The sequence below is a fragment of the Streptomyces solicavernae genome, assembly GCF_029968095.1.
GTDB lineage: Bacteria > Actinomycetota > Actinomycetes > Streptomycetales > Streptomycetaceae > Streptomyces > Streptomyces solicavernae.
In genome coordinates this window covers 188796-205255 of the sequence record NZ_JASCIR010000003.1, presented here as the reverse complement: position 1 = coordinate 205255, position 16460 = coordinate 188796, and the positions used below count along the sequence as shown (strand labels likewise).

Here is a 16460-nt window from a genome sequence, read left to right as displayed (position 1 = left end):
TATGCGTACGGCGTTCGGTGTCGAGACGGTACGGGCGGCCGAGCGGGAGCTGATGGCGCGGCTGCCCGAGGGCGCGCTGATGCAGCGGGCGGCGGCCGGACTCGCCGCCGCCTGCGCCGAGTTGCTGGGGAAGGTCTACGGCTCCCGGGTCGTGCTGCTCGTCGGCAGCGGCGACAACGGGGGCGACGCGCTGTACGCGGGCGCCCGGCTCGCGCGCCGGGGCGCCGGGGTCGCGGTGGTGCTGCTCGCGCCGGAGCGCACGCACGCGGGCGGGCTGCGGGCGCTGCGCGCGGCGGGCGGCCGGGTGTCCGCCGCGCCCGAGCGGGACATCGCGGGCGCCCGGCTCGTCCTCGACGGCATCGTCGGCATCGGCGGCAGGGGCGGACTGAGGCCGGAGGCGGCCCGGCTGGCCGGACTCGCCGCCGCGTCCGGGGCCTTCGTCGTCGCCGTCGACCTGCCGAGCGGCGTGGAGGCGGACACGGGGGAGGTGCGCGGGCCGGCGGTGCGGGCGGACGCGACGGTGACGTTCGGCGCGTACAAGCCGGGGCTGCTCGTGGACCCCGCGCAGGAGCGGACGGGTGCGGTCCGCCTGATCGACATCGGCCTCGACCTGCCCGCCACGGCCGACCTGGAGGCGTTGCAGTACGCGGATGTGGCGGCGCTGCTTCCGGTGCCGGGGGCCGGGAGCGACAAGTACCGGCGCGGGGTCGTCGGCATCGCGGCCGGTTCCGCGCGCTACCCGGGCGCCGCGGTCCTCGCGGTCGCGGGCGCGCTGCGCGGGGGCGCGGGGGCGGTGCGGTACGTGGGGCCCGCGGCGGACGCGGTGATCGACCGGTACCCGGAGACGCTGGTGCACGCCGGTCCGCCGTCCAAGGCCGGCCGCGTACAGGCGTGGGTGGTCGGGCCCGGCCTGGGCGACGACGCGGAGCGCGTACGGGATGTGCTCGCGGCCGACGTTCCGGTGCTCGTGGACGCGGACGGCCTCCGCCTCGCCGACCGGGCGACGGTGCGCGCCCGCACGGCCCCCACGCTGCTCACGCCGCACGCGGGGGAGGCGGCGGCGCTGCTGGGCGTGGACCGCGCGGAGGTCGAGGCGGCGCGGCTGGCGTCGGTGCGGCGGCTGGCGGAGGCGTACGGGGCGACGGTGCTGCTCAAGGGGTCGACGACGCTGGTCGCGGCGCCGGGCGGGCGGCCGGTGCGGGTGAATCCGACGGGTACGTCGTGGCTGGCCACGGCGGGGAGCGGGGATGTGCTGTCGGGCCTTGCCGGCTCGCTGCTTGCCGCGGGCCTCTCCCCGGTGGACGCCGCGTCCGCAGCCGCCTTCCTCCACGGCCTCGCGGCCCGCCTGGCGGCGCGGGGGGCGCCGGTGGGGGCGCAGGATGTGGCGGAGGGGGTGCGGGGGGCTTGGCGTGAGGTGGTCGCGGGCTGAGTTTTTCCCCTACCCGCCCCTTCCCGAAAGTCCTGCCGGACGGGCCTCCTCAATCTCCCCCAGCTACCGCTGGGAGGTGCCCCCAGAGGGGCTCAAATTGAGCCCCTCCGGCGATTGAGGGGAAGGGGCGGGGCGGGGAAGCAACCCCCGGGGCGAGCCCCTTACGACGTACACCGGGCCCGTACGAGAGACTGGGCGGACGATGAACGAGACACTGCGCGTGCGCGCCGAGATCGATCTGGCCGCTCTGCGGGCCAATGTGCGGGCTCTGCGGGCCCGTGCGCCGCGGGCCGCGTTCATGGCCGTGGTGAAGGCGGACGCGTACGGGCACGGCATGCTGCCCTGCGCCCGCGCCGCCCTCGACGCGGGCGCGACCTGGATCGGCACCGCCACCCCGCAGGAGGCGCTCGCGCTGCGCGCCGCCGGGATCGGGCTCGACGAGGCCCGCGTCCTGTGCTGGCTGTGGACGCCCGGCGGGCCCTGGCGCGAGGCGATCGAGGCCGACGTCGAGGTGTCGGTCAGCGGGCTGTGGGCGCTGCGCGAGGCCGTCGACGCCGCCCGCGAGGCCCGTCGTACCGCCCGCGTCCAGCTCAAGGCCGACACCGGGCTCGGCCGGGGCGGCTGCCAGCCCGCCGACTGGCCCGAGCTGGTCGAGGAGTCCCTGAAGGCCGAGGCCGAGGGCGCGCTCCGGGTCACCGGGATCTGGTCGCACTACGCCTGCGCGGACGAGCCGGGCCACCCGTCGATCGCCGCGCAGTCCACCGCCTTCGCCCAGGCCGTGGCGTACGCCGAGGACGCGGGCCTGCGACCCGAGGTACGGCACATCGCCAACTCCCCGGCCACGCTGACGCTCCCCGACGCGCACTACGACCTGGTGCGCCCCGGCATCGCCATGTACGGCATCTCGCCGGGCCCCGAGATCGGCGCCCCCGAGGACTTCGGCCTGCGCCCGGTGATGACGCTCGTCGCGTCCCTCGCCCTGGTCAAGCACGTCCCCGAGGGCCACGGCGTGAGCTACGGCCACCACTACGCGACGCCCGCCGACACCACCCTCGGCCTGGTCCCCGTCGGCTACGGCGACGGCCTGCCCCGGCACGCGTCGGGGCGCGCCCCGGTCCTGGTCGGCGGGAAGATCCGGACGGCGGCCGGGCGGATCGCGATGGACCAGTTCGTCGTCGACCTGGCCGGGGACGAGCCCGCGGCGGGCGACGAGGCGGTCCTCTTCGGCCCCGGCGACCGCGGCGAGCCGACCGCCGAGGACTGGGCGCAGGCGGCCGGCACCATCGCGTACGAGATCGTGACGCGGATCGGATCCCGGGTCCCGCGCGTCTATGTGAACGAGTAGGACGTACGGACGTACGAGCGACGACCAGGCAGGAGCGGCAGGTGGGCGAGACCAGTGCGGGGGCCGCCGTGGGTGCGGCGGTGGACGCGGCGCGGGCCGCCGGTGCGGCGGGCACGAGCTGGCGGCGGGCGGGCGTCGCCGGCGCCGCGATAGGCGTGGTCGCCGCGGGTGCCGCCGCCGGCGTCGCGATCGAGCGGCTGACCGTCGGCCGAGGCATGCGCCAGAAGGCCCGGCTCGCCCTGGACTCCGCCGGCCCCTACGGTTCGCTGCGCGGCGAGCCGGGCCGGGCGCGGGCCGAGGACGGCACCGAGCTGTACTACGAGGTGGACCCGGCCGACCCGGCCGCCGAGGATGCCGCGCCCCGGCGCCGCCGTCTCTTCGGCCGCCGCGACCCGGCCCCGGTCACCGTCGTCTTCAGCCACGGCTACTGCCTCAACCAGGACTCCTGGCACTTCCAGCGGGCCGCCCTGCGCGGCACCGTCCGCGCCGTCTACTGGGACCAGCGCAGCCACGGCCGCTCGGGCCGCGGCCGGGCGCAGGCCGAGGAGCGGGTGCCGGTCGACATCGACCAGTTGGGCCGCGACCTGAAGGCCGTGATCGACGCGGCCGCGCCGGAGGGCCCGCTGGTCCTCGTCGGCCACTCGATGGGCGGCATGACGGTGATGGCCCTGGCCGACCAGTACCCGGAGCTGATCCGCGACCGTGTCATCGGCGTGGCCTTCGTCGGTACGTCGTCGGGCAAGCTCGGCGAGGTCGACTACGGCCTGCCCGTGGCGGGCGTCAACGCGGTGCGCCGGGTCCTTCCCGGGGTGCTGAAGGCGCTCGGGCAGCGGGCCGAGCTGGTCGAGAAGGGGCGGCGGGCGACGGCCGACCTGTTCGCGGGGGTCGTCAAGCGGTACTCCTTCGCCTCGCGGGACGTGGACCCGGCGGTGGCGCGGTTCGCCGAGCGGATGATCGAGGGCACCCCGATCGACGTGGTCGCGGAGTTCTACCCGGCCTTCGCCGGGCACGACAAGGCGGACGCGCTGCCGCACTTCGCGGCGCTGCCCGTGCTCGTCCTGGCCGGCGACAAGGACCTGATCACGCCCAGCGGGCACAGCGAGGCCATGGCCGACCTGCTGCCCGACGCGGAGCTGGTGATCGTGCCGGACGCCGGGCACCTGGCGATGCTGGAACACCCCGAGACGGTGACGGACCGCCTCGCGGACCTCGTCGTACGCGCCCGGGAGCAGGCCCGCAGCACGGCGGTCTGAGTCGTACGGGAGGCGTTCGGGAGCGCGCAGGAGGCGTGCGGGAGGCGTGCGGGAGTGCACGGGAGGCGTGCGGGAGCGCGACCGCGGCCGGACGGGCAACGGGGTGGCAGGGGCTACCGTGGATTGCTATGGAAGCACCGCACCCCCATCCCCCGGACACCCGGCCCCCGGCCGCCCCCGGCTCCGCCCCCGGCTCCGCCCCCGCCCCCGGCCCCGGCCCCGGCGAGACCGTCCGTCTCACCGTCACCTCCCCCGAGCAGATGCGGGAGCTGGGCCGCAGCCTGGCCAAGCTGCTGCGCCCCGGCGACCTGGTGATGCTCAACGGCGAGCTGGGCGCCGGCAAGACGACGCTGACCCGCGGCCTCGGCGAAGGGCTCGACGTGCGCGGCGCCGTCACCTCGCCGACCTTCGTGATCGCCCGCGTCCACCCGGCCCTCGGCGACGGTCCGCCGCTGGTGCACGTGGACGCGTACCGCCTGGGCGGCGGGCTCGACGAGATGGAGGACCTGGACCTGGACGTCTCGCTGCCGGAGTCGGTGATCGTCGTCGAGTGGGGCGAGGGCAAGGTCGAGGACCTGTCCGACGACCGGCTGCACGTGGTCATCCACCGGGCGACGGGCGACACCGACGACGACGTGCGCCAGGTCCGGCTCACCGGCATCGGCGAGCGCTGGCGCACGGCCGACCTCGCGGCGGTGGCGGCCTGAGACCCCGGGCCCGGAACGGCTCGGAGGTTCCGACAAGCTGTCGGGAACATGTTGCGCGGGGAGCGTCCGGCGTGGTCACATGGATACCACGACGTGGTTAGGTTTACCTAACTTCGTTGCCCTCTGAGACCGGGAGGCACCATGTCGGCGTCGGACCCCCGCGAGACCAGGCCCGCAGGGCCGTCGATGAGCGCCCTGCTGGCGTCGTGCGCCGCCGCGAGATCGGTGTCGACCCCGCCGCCCGCCCCTCAGCGGCGCACCCCCGCGATCCCCGAGCCCGCGCGCGAGGACGACCGGGGCCACGGCCACCGCGACGCCGCCTGACGGCAGTCCGGAGTTACGGAACGACGACGACCTTCACGCCGATCGTCGCGAACTCCCACATCGCCTGGCCGTCCGCGCGCGACTCCCGGATGCCGCCGGTCTGCTTCATGGGGTCGGGCTTGGGTGTGGAGCCGTCCGTCGCGGCGCTGAAGCCGATCGTCACGCCGTCGACGTTCGCGAACCGCACGACGTGCTCGACCGGCACCCCGTCCGAGCCCATGACCTTGCCGGACCGCGTGGTCACGGAGTACTCGCCGGGGCTCGGGTCGACCGTGGAGGGCATGACCTCGAAGGTGCGCTTCGCCTTGCCGCCCGCGCCGATCAGCCAGACGCGGTCCGACTCCAGCGCGTACACGACCCGCGTGCCCTCGCCCGAGTCCGCCGGGACCGCCTTCGGGTCGGCCTTCTCCTTCGGGTGACGGGGCGCCGTCGACCGGCTGTCCTGCTCCGGCCTGCCGAGGCTCTCGGGGACGTTGGCCGAGGCCTGGTACGCGAGGAAGCCGACTGCGGCGAGGGCTGCTGCGGTGAGCCCGGCCACGATTCCCGAGCTGCTGCGTGCCACCGTGCTCCACCCTTCGTATATACGGACTTGCGCGCTGACGGTAGCACCGGGTGAAGCGCTCGCCTGGGCACCGTGCCCGGGGCGCGGGGGCCGTAGGCTGTTCGCGTGCTCTTGCTCGCTCTGGATACCGCCACCCCCGCCGTCACCGTCGCCCTGCACGACGGTGCGACCGTCCTCGCCGAGTCCCGTCAGGTGGACGCGCGCAGACACGGAGAGCTGCTGCTGCCCGCCGTGGACCGGGTGCTCGCCGAGGCCGGTGTGAAGCTCGACGCCGTCACCGCGATCGTGACCGGCGTCGGCCCCGGCCCGTACACCGGCCTGCGCGTCGGCCTGATGACCGCCGAGACCTTCGGCTCGGCGCTCGGCGTCCCGGTGCACGGCGTGTGCACCCTGGACGGCCTGGCGTACGCGGCTGAGCTGGACGGCGACTTCGTCGTCGCCACGGACGCCCGCCGCAAGGAGGTCTACTGGGCCCGGTACTCCGGCCCGCGCACCCGCCTCACCGACCCGGCCGTCGACCGGCCCGCCGAGATCGCCGAGCAGGTCGCGGGCCTTCCCGCGGTCGGCGCGGGCGCGCTGCTCTACCCGGACACGTTCACCGACGCCCGCGGCCCCGAGCACGTCTCGGCCGCCGCCCTCGCCGCCCTCGCCGCCGAACGCCTCGCGGCCGGCCAGGACCTCGACCCGGCCCGGCCGCTGTACCTGCGCCGGCCCGACGCCCAGGTGCCGAAGAACTACAAGGTGGTCACCCCGAAGTGACCGCCGCAGCCACCGGGTCCGACACCGCCCCGGCGCCCGTACTGCGGGAGATGCGGTGGTGGGACATCGAGCCGGTGATGGAACTCGAACGTGACCTGTTCCCCGAGGACGCCTGGTCCCGCGGCATGTTCTGGTCCGAACTCGCCCACTCCCGCGGCCCGTTGGCGACCCGAAGGTTCGTCGTGGCCGTCGGCGGCGAAGGCGAGGCCGGCGAGCGGATCGTGGGGTACGCGGGCCTGGCAGCCGCCGGCGGGCTCGGGGACGTGCAGACCATCGCCGTCGCCCGCGACCACTGGGGCAGCGGCCTCGGCGCCGCCCTCCTCACCGACCTGCTGCGCGCCGCCACCGCCTTCGAGTGCACCGAGGTGCTGCTCGAATGCCGCGTCGACAACACCCGCGCCCAGAAGCTGTACGAGCGCTTCGGCTTTGAACCGATCGGCTTCCGGCGCGGCTACTACCAACCCGGGAACGTGGACGCCCTCGTGATGCGCCACGCCGACCCGGCCTCCTCCGTACCAGTGCAAGGAAGCGACACCCATGGCACCCATGGCATCCAGGACTGACGAACCGCTCGTTCTCGGCATCGAGACCTCCTGCGACGAGACCGGCGTGGGCATCGTGCGCGGCACGACGCTGCTCGCCGACGCCATCGCCTCCAGCGTCGACGAGCACGCCCGCTTCGGCGGCGTCGTCCCCGAGGTCGCGTCCCGCGCCCACCTCGAAGCGATGGTGCCGACCATCGAGCGCGCCCTGAAGGAGGCGGGCGTCACCGCCCGCGACCTCGACGGCATCTCCGTGACGGCCGGACCCGGCCTCGCGGGCGCCCTGCTCGTCGGCGTCTCGGCCGCGAAGGCGTACGCGTACGCGCTGGGCAAGCCGCTGTACGGCGTGAACCACCTGGCCTCGCACATCTGCGTCGACCAGCTGGAGCACGGCAAGCTGCCCGAGCCGACGATGGCGCTGCTGGTCTCCGGCGGCCACTCCTCGCTGCTGCTCTCCTCCGACATCACCTCGGACGTCCGGCCGATGGGCGCGACCATCGACGACGCGGCGGGCGAGGCCTTCGACAAGATCGCCCGTGTCCTCAACCTCGGCTTCCCCGGCGGCCCGGTCATCGACCGGTACGCGCGCGAGGGCGACCCGAACGCGATCACCTTCCCGCGCGGCCTCACCGGCCCCCGCGACCCGGCGTACGACTTCTCCTTCTCCGGCCTGAAGACCTCCGTGGCCCGCTGGATCGAGGCGAAGCGGAACGCGGGCGAGGACGTTCCGGTACGGGACGTGTCGGCGTCGTTCCAGGAGGCCGTCGTCGACGTGCTGACCCGCAAGGCCGTCCGGGCGTGCAAGGACGAGGGCGTGGACCACCTGATGATCGGCGGCGGCGTGGCCGCCAACTCGCGCCTGCGGGCCCTGGCCCAGGAGCGGTGCGAGGCGGCCGGGATCCGCCTGCGGGTGCCGCGGCCCAAGCTGTGCACGGACAACGGGGCGATGGTGGCGGCCCTCGGCGCCGAGATGGTCGCCCGGAACCGGTCCGCGTCCGACTGGGACCTGTCGGCGGACTCGTCCCTCCCGGTGACCGACCCGCACGTGCCGGGCCAGAACCCCGGCCACGCCCCCACGCACGACCACGACCACGTGCACGAGATCAGCAAGGACAACCTCTACTCATGACCGTCGCCCTGATGTGGGAGGCCCGCGCCGCCGAGGGCCGGGGCGCGGAGCTCCTGGAGTGGGCCCGCGCCCAGTGGCTGGCCGCCGACCCGCTGCGCCGGGAGACCTTCGCGGCGAGCGGCGACCGGGTCCTCGTCATCACCTGGTGGGACGCGGACCCCGACGCCGACCTGCCCGAACTCCCGGAGCCGGACGCCGCGTTGGTGCAGCGCCCGGTGCACCGGTGGCGGTTCGAGTCGGTGGGGGTGGAGCCGTAGGGCTCGCTCGCGGAACTTTTTCGCGGGGCGTGTCGATTGCCGGGGTGGCCGTTCGACGTTTGGGTGAGAGGCAGGGGACAAGGCCCCTGCCCGGCGGTGGAGCAGTCCGCCGTACGACCCGAGGAGTCACCATGCCGCGCTTTCTGACGCTGATCCGCATCGACGAGAAGAACGCCCCGGCCGACGGCCCGAGCCCCGAGCTCCAGGAGCGGATGGGCAAGCTCTTCGAGGAGATCACCAAGGCCGGGGTCATGCTCGACACGGCCGGTCTGCTGCCCACCTCCGAGGGCACCCGGGTGCACTGGGAGGACGGCAAGGTCTCGTACACCGACGGGCCGTTCACCGAGACCAAGGAGGTCATCGGCGGCTACTCGGTCATGCAGTGCAAGGACAAGGCCGAGGCGATCGAGTGGACCAAGCGGTTCCTGCAGACCCACGAGGACTACTGGACCATCACCACCGAGGTCCGCGAGATCGAGGAAGGCTGAGCCCGGCGCCGCCCCGGATGCTTTGATGGGTGGCCGTGACGGACGAACAAACCGATCTCACGGCCACCCGCAGCTCCGCGTCCGAGCGCGCCCACGCCACCGTCGAGGCCGTCTTCCGCATCGAGTCGCCGCGCGTCATCGCCGCCGTCACCCGTGTCGTACGGGACGTCGGCCTCGCCGAGGAGCTCGCGCAGGACGCCCTGGTCGCCGCCCTCGAACAGTGGCCCGAGCGGGGCGTGCCGGACACCCCGGGCGCCTGGCTGCTGACCGTCGCCCGCCGCCGCGCCGTCGACCTGGTGCGGCGCAAGGAGCGGTACGCGCAGAAGCTCGCCGAGCTGGGCCGGGACCTGGAGTCCGTGCCTCCCGTCGAGGAGCCGGCCGACCCGGACGACATCGACGACGACCTGCTGCGGCTCGTCTTCATCTCCTGCCACCCCGTGCTCTCCGCGGAGGCCCGGATCGCGCTCACCCTGAAGCTTCTCGGCGGCCTGAGCACCCCGGAGATCGCCCGCGCCTTCCTCGCGCCCGAGGCGACCCTCGCCCAGCGCATCGTCCGCGCCAAGCGCACCCTCGCGAAGCAGGGCGTCGCCTTCGAGGTGCCGTACGGCCCGGACCGCGCGGCCCGGCTCGGCTCCGTGCTCGAAGTGATCTACCTGATCTTCAACGAGGGGTACGCGGCCACCGCGGGCGACGACCTCCTTCGCCCCGCGCTCTGCGAGGACGCGCTGCGGCTCGCCCGCGTGCTGCAGGGCCTGATGCCCGACGAGGCCGAGGTGCACGGTCTGGCCGCCCTGCTGGAGTTCCAGCAGTCCCGCGCCGCCGCCCGCACCGGGCCCGACGGCGCGCCGGTGCTGCTCGCCGACCAGAACCGCACCCGCTGGAACCGGCCCCTGATCCGCCGCGGCCTCGCCGCCCTCGCCCGCGCCCACGCCCGCGGCGGCGCCCCCGGCCCGTACACGCTCCAGGCGGCCGTCGCGGGCTGCCATGCGGAGGCGCACACGTACGAGGAGACCGACTGGCCGCAGATCGTCGCCCTCTACGACCTGCTCGTCGCTCGCACCGGGTCCCCGGTCGTGGAGCTGAACCGGGCGGTCGCCGTCTCCAGGGCCCAGGGCCCTGAGCGCGCCCTGGACCTGGTCGACGCCCTGAACCCTGTCCTGAGCGACTACCACCTGCTGCCCAGCGTCCGCGGCGACCTGCTCGCCCGGCTCGGGCGGACGAAGGAGGCGCGGGCCGAGTTCGAGCGGGCGGCGGCCCTGGCGCGGAACGCGCGGGAGCGGGAGCTGCTGCTCAAGAAGGCGGCACAGCAGGGGAGTTGATCAGGTGCCGCGCAGGGGCCTGCCGACCAGCATCGTCGGGGCGTCCGCGACCCGGGTCAGGAACACCGTCGCCGCGTTCGGCCCGGACAGCTTCATCTTGCGGCGCAGCTCCTCGGGCTCGACGGCCGATCCGCGCTTCTTCACGGTCAGCACGCCGACCTGCCGCTCCCGCAGCAGCGCCCGCAACTTCTTGACGTTGAACGGGAGTTGGTCGGTGATCTCGTACGCGGTGGCGAACCGGCTGGTGTGCTCGGCGTCGCTCGTGACGTACGCGATCATCGGGTCGATCAGTCCGCCGTCCACCTCCCGGGCCACCTCGGCGACCAGATGGGCGCGGATGACGGCGCCGTCCGGCTCGTAGAGGTAGCGGCCCACGGGGCGCGGTTCCGGGTCCGGGAGCATTGCCGACGGCTCCGCGCGCAGGGTCGCGGCGGCGGGCAGCAGCGTCGCGGCCATGGCGCCGGGCACGATGCCCGCGCCGAACCACAGCACGGCCTCCTTCACGTCGCCGCGCTCCGAGATCCACTCCGCCTCGGCCTCCTCGGGCACCGCCTCGTGCGGCACCCCGGGGGCGATCTTCAGGGCGGCGTGCGGCGCCTTGCGGGCGGCCTCGACAGCCCAGGACAGCGGCGGCGAGTACGCCTCGGGGTCGAAGACACGGCCGCGTCCGCCCCGCCTGGCCGGGTCCACGAACACCGCGTCGTACGGCGACGTGTCCACCTCGGCGACGTCCGCGCAGCGCACCTCGATCAGCTCGTCCAGGCCCAGCGCCGCCGCGTTCGCGCGGGCCACCGCGCAGGTCAGCGGCGAGCGGTCGACGGCCAGGACGGCGACGCCCGCGCGGGCCAGGGCGATCGCGTCGCCGCCGATCCCGCAGCACAGGTCGGCCAGGCTGCGCACCCCGAGCGCCCGGAACCGCTCCGCCCGGTACGCGGCGACGCCGGTCCGGGTCGCCTGCTCCACCCCGTCCGGCGTGAAGTACATCCGCGCCGCGTCCTGGGCCCCGAACTTGGCGGCGGCCCGCTGCCGGAGCCGGGCCTGGCCGAGGGCCGCCGAGACCAGGCCGGCGGGGTGGTCGCGGCGCAGCCGGGTGGCGAGGGTGAGCTCCTGTGCGGGGTCGTGGTCGCGCAGCGCGTCGAGCAGGGTCTGGCCCTCGTCGGTCAGCAGGGCGGCGAAGGCGGCGAGCGGGTCGAGGTCGGTCACCCGGCCATTGTCGGCCAAGCGGTGGATCGTGCGGTTCTGGCGGCGGTGTCGGCGGAGCGGGGCCGACCGGCGCTGACAGGATCCGACGCCATGCAACTAGTACGACAAAAAGAAAAGTTCAGCGGAAACCGGTCGTTCCGCGTCAGGGCCGGCCTGGCCGTGCTCACCGCCACCGCCCTCGCCTCCGGCTGCGCGGGCGGCGGCGGCAGGGAACCCGCCGAGCCGGCCCACGGCCGGCAGGCGAAGGCCGCCGAGCAGCGGGCCGCGGCGCACGCCGCCCGGGTCGCCGCGGTCAAGAAGTGGAAGGTGGACAAGATGCCGCTGACCCCGCCGGAGCCCCCGGCGAAGAAGGCGAAGATCACCACCCGCAAGGGCTTCGAGGTGGCCGGCCAGAAGGACCTGCCGCCCGTCTACACGACCATCCCCACCAAGGACAAGGTCGTCTTCCTGACCATCGACGACGGCGCCGAGAAGGACCCCGAGTTCCTCCGCATGATGAGCGAGCTCAAGATCCCGTACACCGCGTTCCTCAGCAATTACGTGATCGACGACGACTACGCGTACTTCAAGAAGATGCAGGACCGCGGCGTCACCCTGAACAACCACACCCTCAACCACAAGTACCTGCCCGGCCTCACGTACGAGCAGCAGAAGCGCGAGATCTGCGGCATGCAGGACGTCATCGAGAAGCACTACGGCAAGCGCCCGAAGCTCTTCCGCCCGCCCTACGGCAACTACAACCGCGACACCCTCAAGGCCGCCAAGGCCTGCGGCATCACCTCCGTGCCGCTGTGGAACGCCGAGGCCTTCGTCGACCGCATGGACTGGCGCGAATGGGACCGCGACCTGCACCCCGGCGACATCATCCTCACGCACTTCCGCGGCAAGGAGGACTGGAAGGGCACCATGCCCGACATGATCCGCCGCCTGCTCAAGGTGGTGACGGACAAGGGGTACGCGATCGCGCGCCTGGAGGACTACCTGCCCGGGCAGGCCGCCGAGTGAGGCGCGCGCACCGGCTGCTCACCGGGGCGCTGGCGGCCGGTGCGCTGACCATGTCCGGCTGCGCCCCGCCCGCCGAACCGGTCGAGCGGCACGGCGGGAAGACGGCGCAGCGGGCCGCCGAGCGCCCGGTCAGCCTGGCCACCGCCCGCCGCTGGGGCCTCGACAAGCCGCTCGCCCCGCCCCCGAAGCCCCCGGCCCGGCGTACGGACGAGGCGGCGGGCCCGGGCCTGCCCCCGGTCGTCGACCGCGTCCCCACCGACGACAAGGTGGTCTTCCTGACCTTCGACGACGGGGCCGAGCGCGACCCGCAGTTCGTGCGCATGGTGCGGGAGCTGCAGCTGCCGGTCAGCATGTTCCTCACGGACCGCGTGGTCGGCCCGGGCTACGCGCACTTCGCCGAGCTCCGCTCCGTCGGCGCGACCGTGCAGAACCACACCCTCGACCACCCGTACCTCCCCGGACTCTCCTACGAGGGCCAGCGCTGGGAGATCTGCGGCCAGCAGGACAAGCTCAAGGAGCGCTTCGGCATCAAGCCCCGGCTCTTCCGGCCGCCGTACGGGGAGTACAACGACGACACGCTGCGCGCCGCCGCGGACTGCGGGATCTCCGCGGTGGTCCTGTGGCGGGTGTCCATGCAGATCGACGACCTGCGGTACGCGGGCGAGGCCGGGCTGCGCCCCGGCGACATCGTCCTCGCGCACTTCCGCGGCCCGGCGGAGCTGAACGGCGCCTCCCTCACCGAGATGACGACGCGGATGCTCCGCCGCATCCAGGCCCAGGGGTTCACGGTGGCCCGCCTGGAGGACTATCTGTGAGACCGCGGGCGGCGCGACTGAGCCCGCGAGCGGCGCGACTGAGCCCTCGGGCGACGCGACTGAGCCCTCGGGCGACGCGACGATTGGCACTCCGCTTGACCGAGTGCTAATCGCGGTCATAGTGTCGGCTCTGGCACTCCCCGTTGGAGAGTGCCAACACAGCGACGGGCAGGTCCGGCACCCGCGACGACGGATCCACCTGGTCGCCACCTCAGACAGTTAACCCCGTGAGATCTCCGAAGGGGGAGGTCGGATCGTGACGACCACCAGCTCCAAGGTTGCCATCAAGCCGCTTGAGGACCGCATCGTGGTCCAGCCGCTCGACGCCGAGCAGACCACCGCCTCTGGCCTGGTCATCCCGGACACCGCGAAGGAGAAGCCCCAGGAGGGCGTCGTCCTCGCCGTGGGCCCGGGCCGCTTCGAGAACGGCGAGCGCCTGCCGCTCGACGTCAAGAGCGGTGACATCGTGCTGTACAGCAAGTACGGCGGCACCGAGGTGAAGTACAACGGCGAGGAGTACCTCGTCCTCTCGGCCCGCGACGTGCTCGCGATCGTCGAGAAGTAATTCACCGGTTTGCTTTGAACTGCGCCCCTGGCCCCCGCCACCCATAGGTAGCCGGGCGCCGGGGGCGCTGTTCGTTTTCACAGCGATGGCGGCTGCTGCGCGACGGCGGCCGAGGATCGCAACGAGAGGACTGACACAGCTCCATGGCGAAGATCCTGAAGTTCGACGAGGACGCCCGTCGCGCCCTCGAACGCGGCGTCAACAAGCTTGCCGACACGGTCAAGGTGACGATCGGCCCCCGGGGCCGCAACGTCGTCATCGACAAGAAGTTCGGCGCCCCCACCATCACCAACGACGGCGTGACCATCGCCCGTGAGGTCGAGGTCGAGGACGCGTACGAGAACCTCGGCGCGCAGCTCGTGAAGGAGGTGGCGACCAAGACCAACGACATCGCGGGTGACGGTACGACCACCGCCACCGTGCTCGCCCAGGCCCTGGTCCGCGAGGGCCTGCGCAACGTCGCCGCGGGCGCTTCCCCGGCCGCCCTGAAGAAGGGCATCGACGCCGCCGTCAAGGCCGTCTCCGACGACCTGGTCGCCACCGCCCGCCCGATCGACTCCAAGGAGGACATCGCCGCCGTCGCCGCGCTGTCCGCCCAGGACAAGCAGATCGGTGAGCTCATCGCCGAGGCGATGGACAAGGTCGGCAAGGACGGTGTCATCACCGTCGAGGAGTCCAACACCTTCGGTCTGGAGCTGGACTTCACCGAGGGCATGGCCTTCGACAAGGGCTACCTGTCCCCGTACTTCGTCACCGACCAGGAGCGTATGGAGGCCGTCCTCGACGACCCGTACATCCTGATCCACCAGGGCAAGATCTCCTCGATCCAGGACCTGCTGCCCCTCCTGGAGAAGGTCATCCAGGCCGGTGGCTCCAAGCCGCTGCTGATCGTCGCCGAGGACGTCGAGGGCGAGGCCCTGTCGACCCTGGTCGTGAACAAGATCCGCGGCACGTTCAACGCCGTCGCCGTGAAGGCCCCCGGCTTCGGTGACCGCCGCAAGGCGATGCTCGGCGACATGGCCACCCTCACCGGTGCCACCGTCATCGCCGAGGAGGTCGGCCTCAAGCTCGACCAGGCCGGTCTGGACGTGCTCGGCACCGCCCGCCGCGTCACCATCACCAAGGACGACACGACCCTCGTCGACGGCGGCGGCAACTCCGAGGACGTCGCGGGCCGCGTCAACCAGATCAAGGCCGAGATCGAGGCCACGGACTCCGACTGGGACCGCGAGAAGCTGCAGGAGCGCCTCGCGAAGCTGGCCGGCGGCGTGTGCGTGATCAAGGTCGGCGCCGCCACCGAGGTGGAGCTGAAGGAGAAGAAGCACCGTCTGGAGGACGCCATCTCCGCGACCCGCGCCGCGGTCGAGGAGGGCATCGTCTCCGGTGGTGGCTCCGCGCTCGTCCACGCCGTGAAGGTCCTGGAGGGCAACCTCGGCAAGGAGGGCGACGAGGCCACCGGTGTCGCCGTCGTCCGCCGCGCCGCCGTCGAGCCGCTGCGCTGGATCGCCGAGAACGCCGGCCTTGAGGGCTACGTCATCACCTCGAAGGTCGCCGAGCTCGGCAAGGGCGAGGGCTACAACGCCGCGACCGACGAGTACGGCGACCTGGTCAAGGCCGGCGTCATCGACCCGGTCAAGGTCACCCGCTCCGCCCTGGAGAACGCCGCCTCCATCGCCTCCCTGCTGCTCACGACCGAGACCCTGGTCGTCGAGAAGCCGGCCGAGGAGGAGGCCGAGGCCGGTCACGGCCACGGTCACGGCCACGCGCACTGACGCTCCGCTGGGTTGAGCTGTTCCTGAGGCCCGACGCCCCTCGTGGGTTGTCGGGCCTCAGGCCTGTTCGGGGACGCGTCTGCACGGTGCGGTCCGGTTGCCGGGTGCGGCGTTCGTCGTGGCTGATCGCGCAATTCCCGCGCCCCTTTTCCAGGGGCGCGGGGAACTGCGCGAGGACGGGCCGCCGGGCCGCAGACCGGGAACTACCTCGGGCCGTACTTCCTGCCCGTGCGGCTCGTGATCGTGCCGAGGAGATTCCTCGGAACCACCTTCACCGCACCCATCACCACCTTGTACCGAGGGTCCGGGATCGACACGGTCTTGCCGCGCGAGAGATCCGCCAGCGCCGCCGCGACCAGCTTGTCGGCGTCCAGCCACATCCACTTCGGAATGTTGTCGGTGCCCATCCCGGCCCGCTCGTGGAACTCCGTACGCACGAATCCCGGGCACAGCGCCATCAGCCGCACCCCGGACCCGGCCAGGTCCTTCGCCGCGCCCTGCGTGAACTGCACGACCCACGCCTTCGACGCCCCGTACGTGCCGCGCGGCACGAACGCCGCCACCGACGCCACGTTGACGACACCGCCCCTGCCGCGCTCCCGCATCCCCTCGACGGCCGCCGAGGTGAGCCGAAGGACCGCCTCGATGTGCACCTTCAGCATCGTCAGCTCGTCGGCCATGGGCACATCGAGGTAGGTCCCCTTGTTGCCGAAGCCCGCGTTGTTGACCAGCAGGTCCACCGGGTTCCGGCGGTCGCCGAGCCGCTGCTCGACCGCCGCGATGCCTTCCTCCGTGGCCAGGTCGGCGGAGAGTACCCCGGCCTCGATGCCGTGCCGGTCGTGGAGTTCGGTGGCCTGCTCCCGCAGTCGCGTGAGGTCGCGTGCGACCAGCACGAGGTTGTGGCCGTCGGCGGCGAGGCGCCGGGCGAAGGCGGAGCCGATGCCCGCGGTCGACCCGGTGATCAGAGCGGTAGTCATGGGCCCAGG

The 16460-nt window shown here is 73.3% G+C and carries 17 protein-coding genes and 1 pseudogene; 15 read left to right on the top strand and 3 right to left on the bottom strand.

The annotated features are described in order from the left end of the window. Position 1 precedes the first annotated feature (1 nt). From QIS99_RS05770 to QIS99_RS05750, 5 genes and pseudogenes are all read left to right on the top strand, one after another. Complete coding sequence (locus tag QIS99_RS05770) at positions 2–1429, top strand: NAD(P)H-hydrate dehydratase (RefSeq protein WP_282511118.1); 1428 nt, start codon at positions 2–4, stop codon at positions 1427–1429. Positions 1430–1631: 202 nt separating this feature from the next. After that, positions 1632–2774, top strand: coding sequence for an alanine racemase (gene alr / locus QIS99_RS05765; RefSeq protein ID WP_282511117.1), 1143 nt, complete (start codon positions 1632–1634; stop codon positions 2772–2774). Between the two features lie 41 nt (positions 2775–2815). Further along, a pseudogene (locus QIS99_RS05760) lies at positions 2816–4046 on the top strand (alpha/beta fold hydrolase); the annotation flags it as partial. A 109-nt stretch (positions 4047–4155) separates the two neighbouring features. Next, entirely contained in the window at positions 4156–4734 is a 579-nt protein-coding gene (gene tsaE / locus QIS99_RS05755) for a tRNA (adenosine(37)-N6)-threonylcarbamoyltransferase complex ATPase subunit type 1 TsaE (RefSeq protein ID WP_282511113.1), read from the top strand. 141 nt (positions 4735–4875) lie between these two features. Continuing rightward, positions 4876–5058, top strand: a complete 183-nt coding sequence (locus QIS99_RS05750; protein WP_282511111.1) for a hypothetical protein — start codon at positions 4876–4878, stop codon at positions 5056–5058. Positions 5059–5071: 13 nt separating this feature from the next. Here QIS99_RS05750 and QIS99_RS05745 read toward each other — a convergent pair whose 3' ends face one another. Next, positions 5072–5620: a hypothetical protein gene (locus QIS99_RS05745; RefSeq protein ID WP_282511109.1), complete on the bottom strand. Its 549-nt coding sequence runs from the start codon at positions 5618–5620 to the stop codon at positions 5072–5074. Positions 5621–5725: 105 nt separating this feature from the next. On the opposite strand from QIS99_RS05745, the gene tsaB reads away from it, so the two are divergent. The 6 genes from tsaB (at position 5726) to QIS99_RS05715 (ending at position 10114) form a co-directional block, all read left to right on the top strand. Further along, complete coding sequence (gene tsaB, locus QIS99_RS05740; protein ID WP_282511107.1) at positions 5726–6379, top strand: tRNA (adenosine(37)-N6)-threonylcarbamoyltransferase complex dimerization subunit type 1 TsaB; 654 nt, start codon at positions 5726–5728, stop codon at positions 6377–6379. 50 nt (positions 6380–6429) lie between these two features. Continuing rightward, positions 6430–6942 (top strand): ribosomal protein S18-alanine N-acetyltransferase, encoded by a 513-nt coding sequence (rimI, locus tag QIS99_RS05735; RefSeq protein ID WP_282511420.1) that lies wholly within the window; start codon positions 6430–6432, stop codon positions 6940–6942. Beyond that, positions 6926–8050: a tRNA (adenosine(37)-N6)-threonylcarbamoyltransferase complex transferase subunit TsaD gene (tsaD, locus tag QIS99_RS05730; RefSeq protein ID WP_282511105.1), complete on the top strand. Its 1125-nt coding sequence runs from the start codon at positions 6926–6928 to the stop codon at positions 8048–8050. Before rimI ends, tsaD begins: the two co-directional genes overlap by 17 nt. Then, positions 8047–8307, top strand: coding sequence for a hypothetical protein (locus QIS99_RS05725; RefSeq protein ID WP_282511103.1), 261 nt, complete (start codon positions 8047–8049; stop codon positions 8305–8307). The genes tsaD and QIS99_RS05725 overlap by 4 nt, the downstream gene beginning before the upstream one ends. Positions 8308–8438: 131 nt before the next feature. Next, positions 8439–8795, top strand: coding sequence for a YciI family protein (locus tag QIS99_RS05720; protein WP_282511101.1), 357 nt, complete (start codon positions 8439–8441; stop codon positions 8793–8795). Positions 8796–8914: 119 nt separating this feature from the next. Next, positions 8915–10114 (top strand): RNA polymerase sigma factor, encoded by a 1200-nt coding sequence (locus tag QIS99_RS05715; RefSeq protein WP_408909491.1) that lies wholly within the window; start codon positions 8915–8917, stop codon positions 10112–10114. Here the strand turns inward: QIS99_RS05715 and QIS99_RS05710 are convergent, their stop codons facing one another. Further along, positions 10115–11335, bottom strand: coding sequence for a class I SAM-dependent methyltransferase (locus QIS99_RS05710; protein ID WP_282511097.1), 1221 nt, complete (start codon positions 11333–11335; stop codon positions 10115–10117). 72 nt (positions 11336–11407) lie between these two features. On the opposite strand from QIS99_RS05710, the gene QIS99_RS05705 reads away from it, so the two are divergent. From QIS99_RS05705 to groL, 4 genes are all read left to right on the top strand, one after another. Continuing rightward, complete coding sequence (locus tag QIS99_RS05705) at positions 11408–12322, top strand: polysaccharide deacetylase family protein (protein WP_282511095.1); 915 nt, start codon at positions 11408–11410, stop codon at positions 12320–12322. Between the two features lie 50 nt (positions 12323–12372). After that, the gene (locus tag QIS99_RS05700) at positions 12373–13137 is read left to right on the top strand and encodes a polysaccharide deacetylase family protein (RefSeq protein ID WP_282511418.1); all 765 of its coding nucleotides are present in this window, start codon (positions 12373–12375) and stop codon (positions 13135–13137) included. Positions 13138–13393: 256 nt separating this feature from the next. Further along, the gene (groES, locus tag QIS99_RS05695) at positions 13394–13702 is read left to right on the top strand and encodes a co-chaperone GroES (RefSeq protein WP_282511093.1); all 309 of its coding nucleotides are present in this window, start codon (positions 13394–13396) and stop codon (positions 13700–13702) included. Positions 13703–13845: 143 nt separating this feature from the next. Further along, the gene (groL, locus tag QIS99_RS05690) at positions 13846–15474 is read left to right on the top strand and encodes a chaperonin GroEL (RefSeq protein WP_282511091.1); all 1629 of its coding nucleotides are present in this window, start codon (positions 13846–13848) and stop codon (positions 15472–15474) included. Positions 15475–15677: 203 nt separating this feature from the next. On the opposite strand, the gene QIS99_RS05685 is transcribed toward groL, so the two are convergent. Beyond that, positions 15678–16451, bottom strand: coding sequence for an SDR family NAD(P)-dependent oxidoreductase (locus tag QIS99_RS05685; protein ID WP_282511090.1), 774 nt, complete (start codon positions 16449–16451; stop codon positions 15678–15680). Positions 16452–16460: the final 9 nt, after the last annotated feature.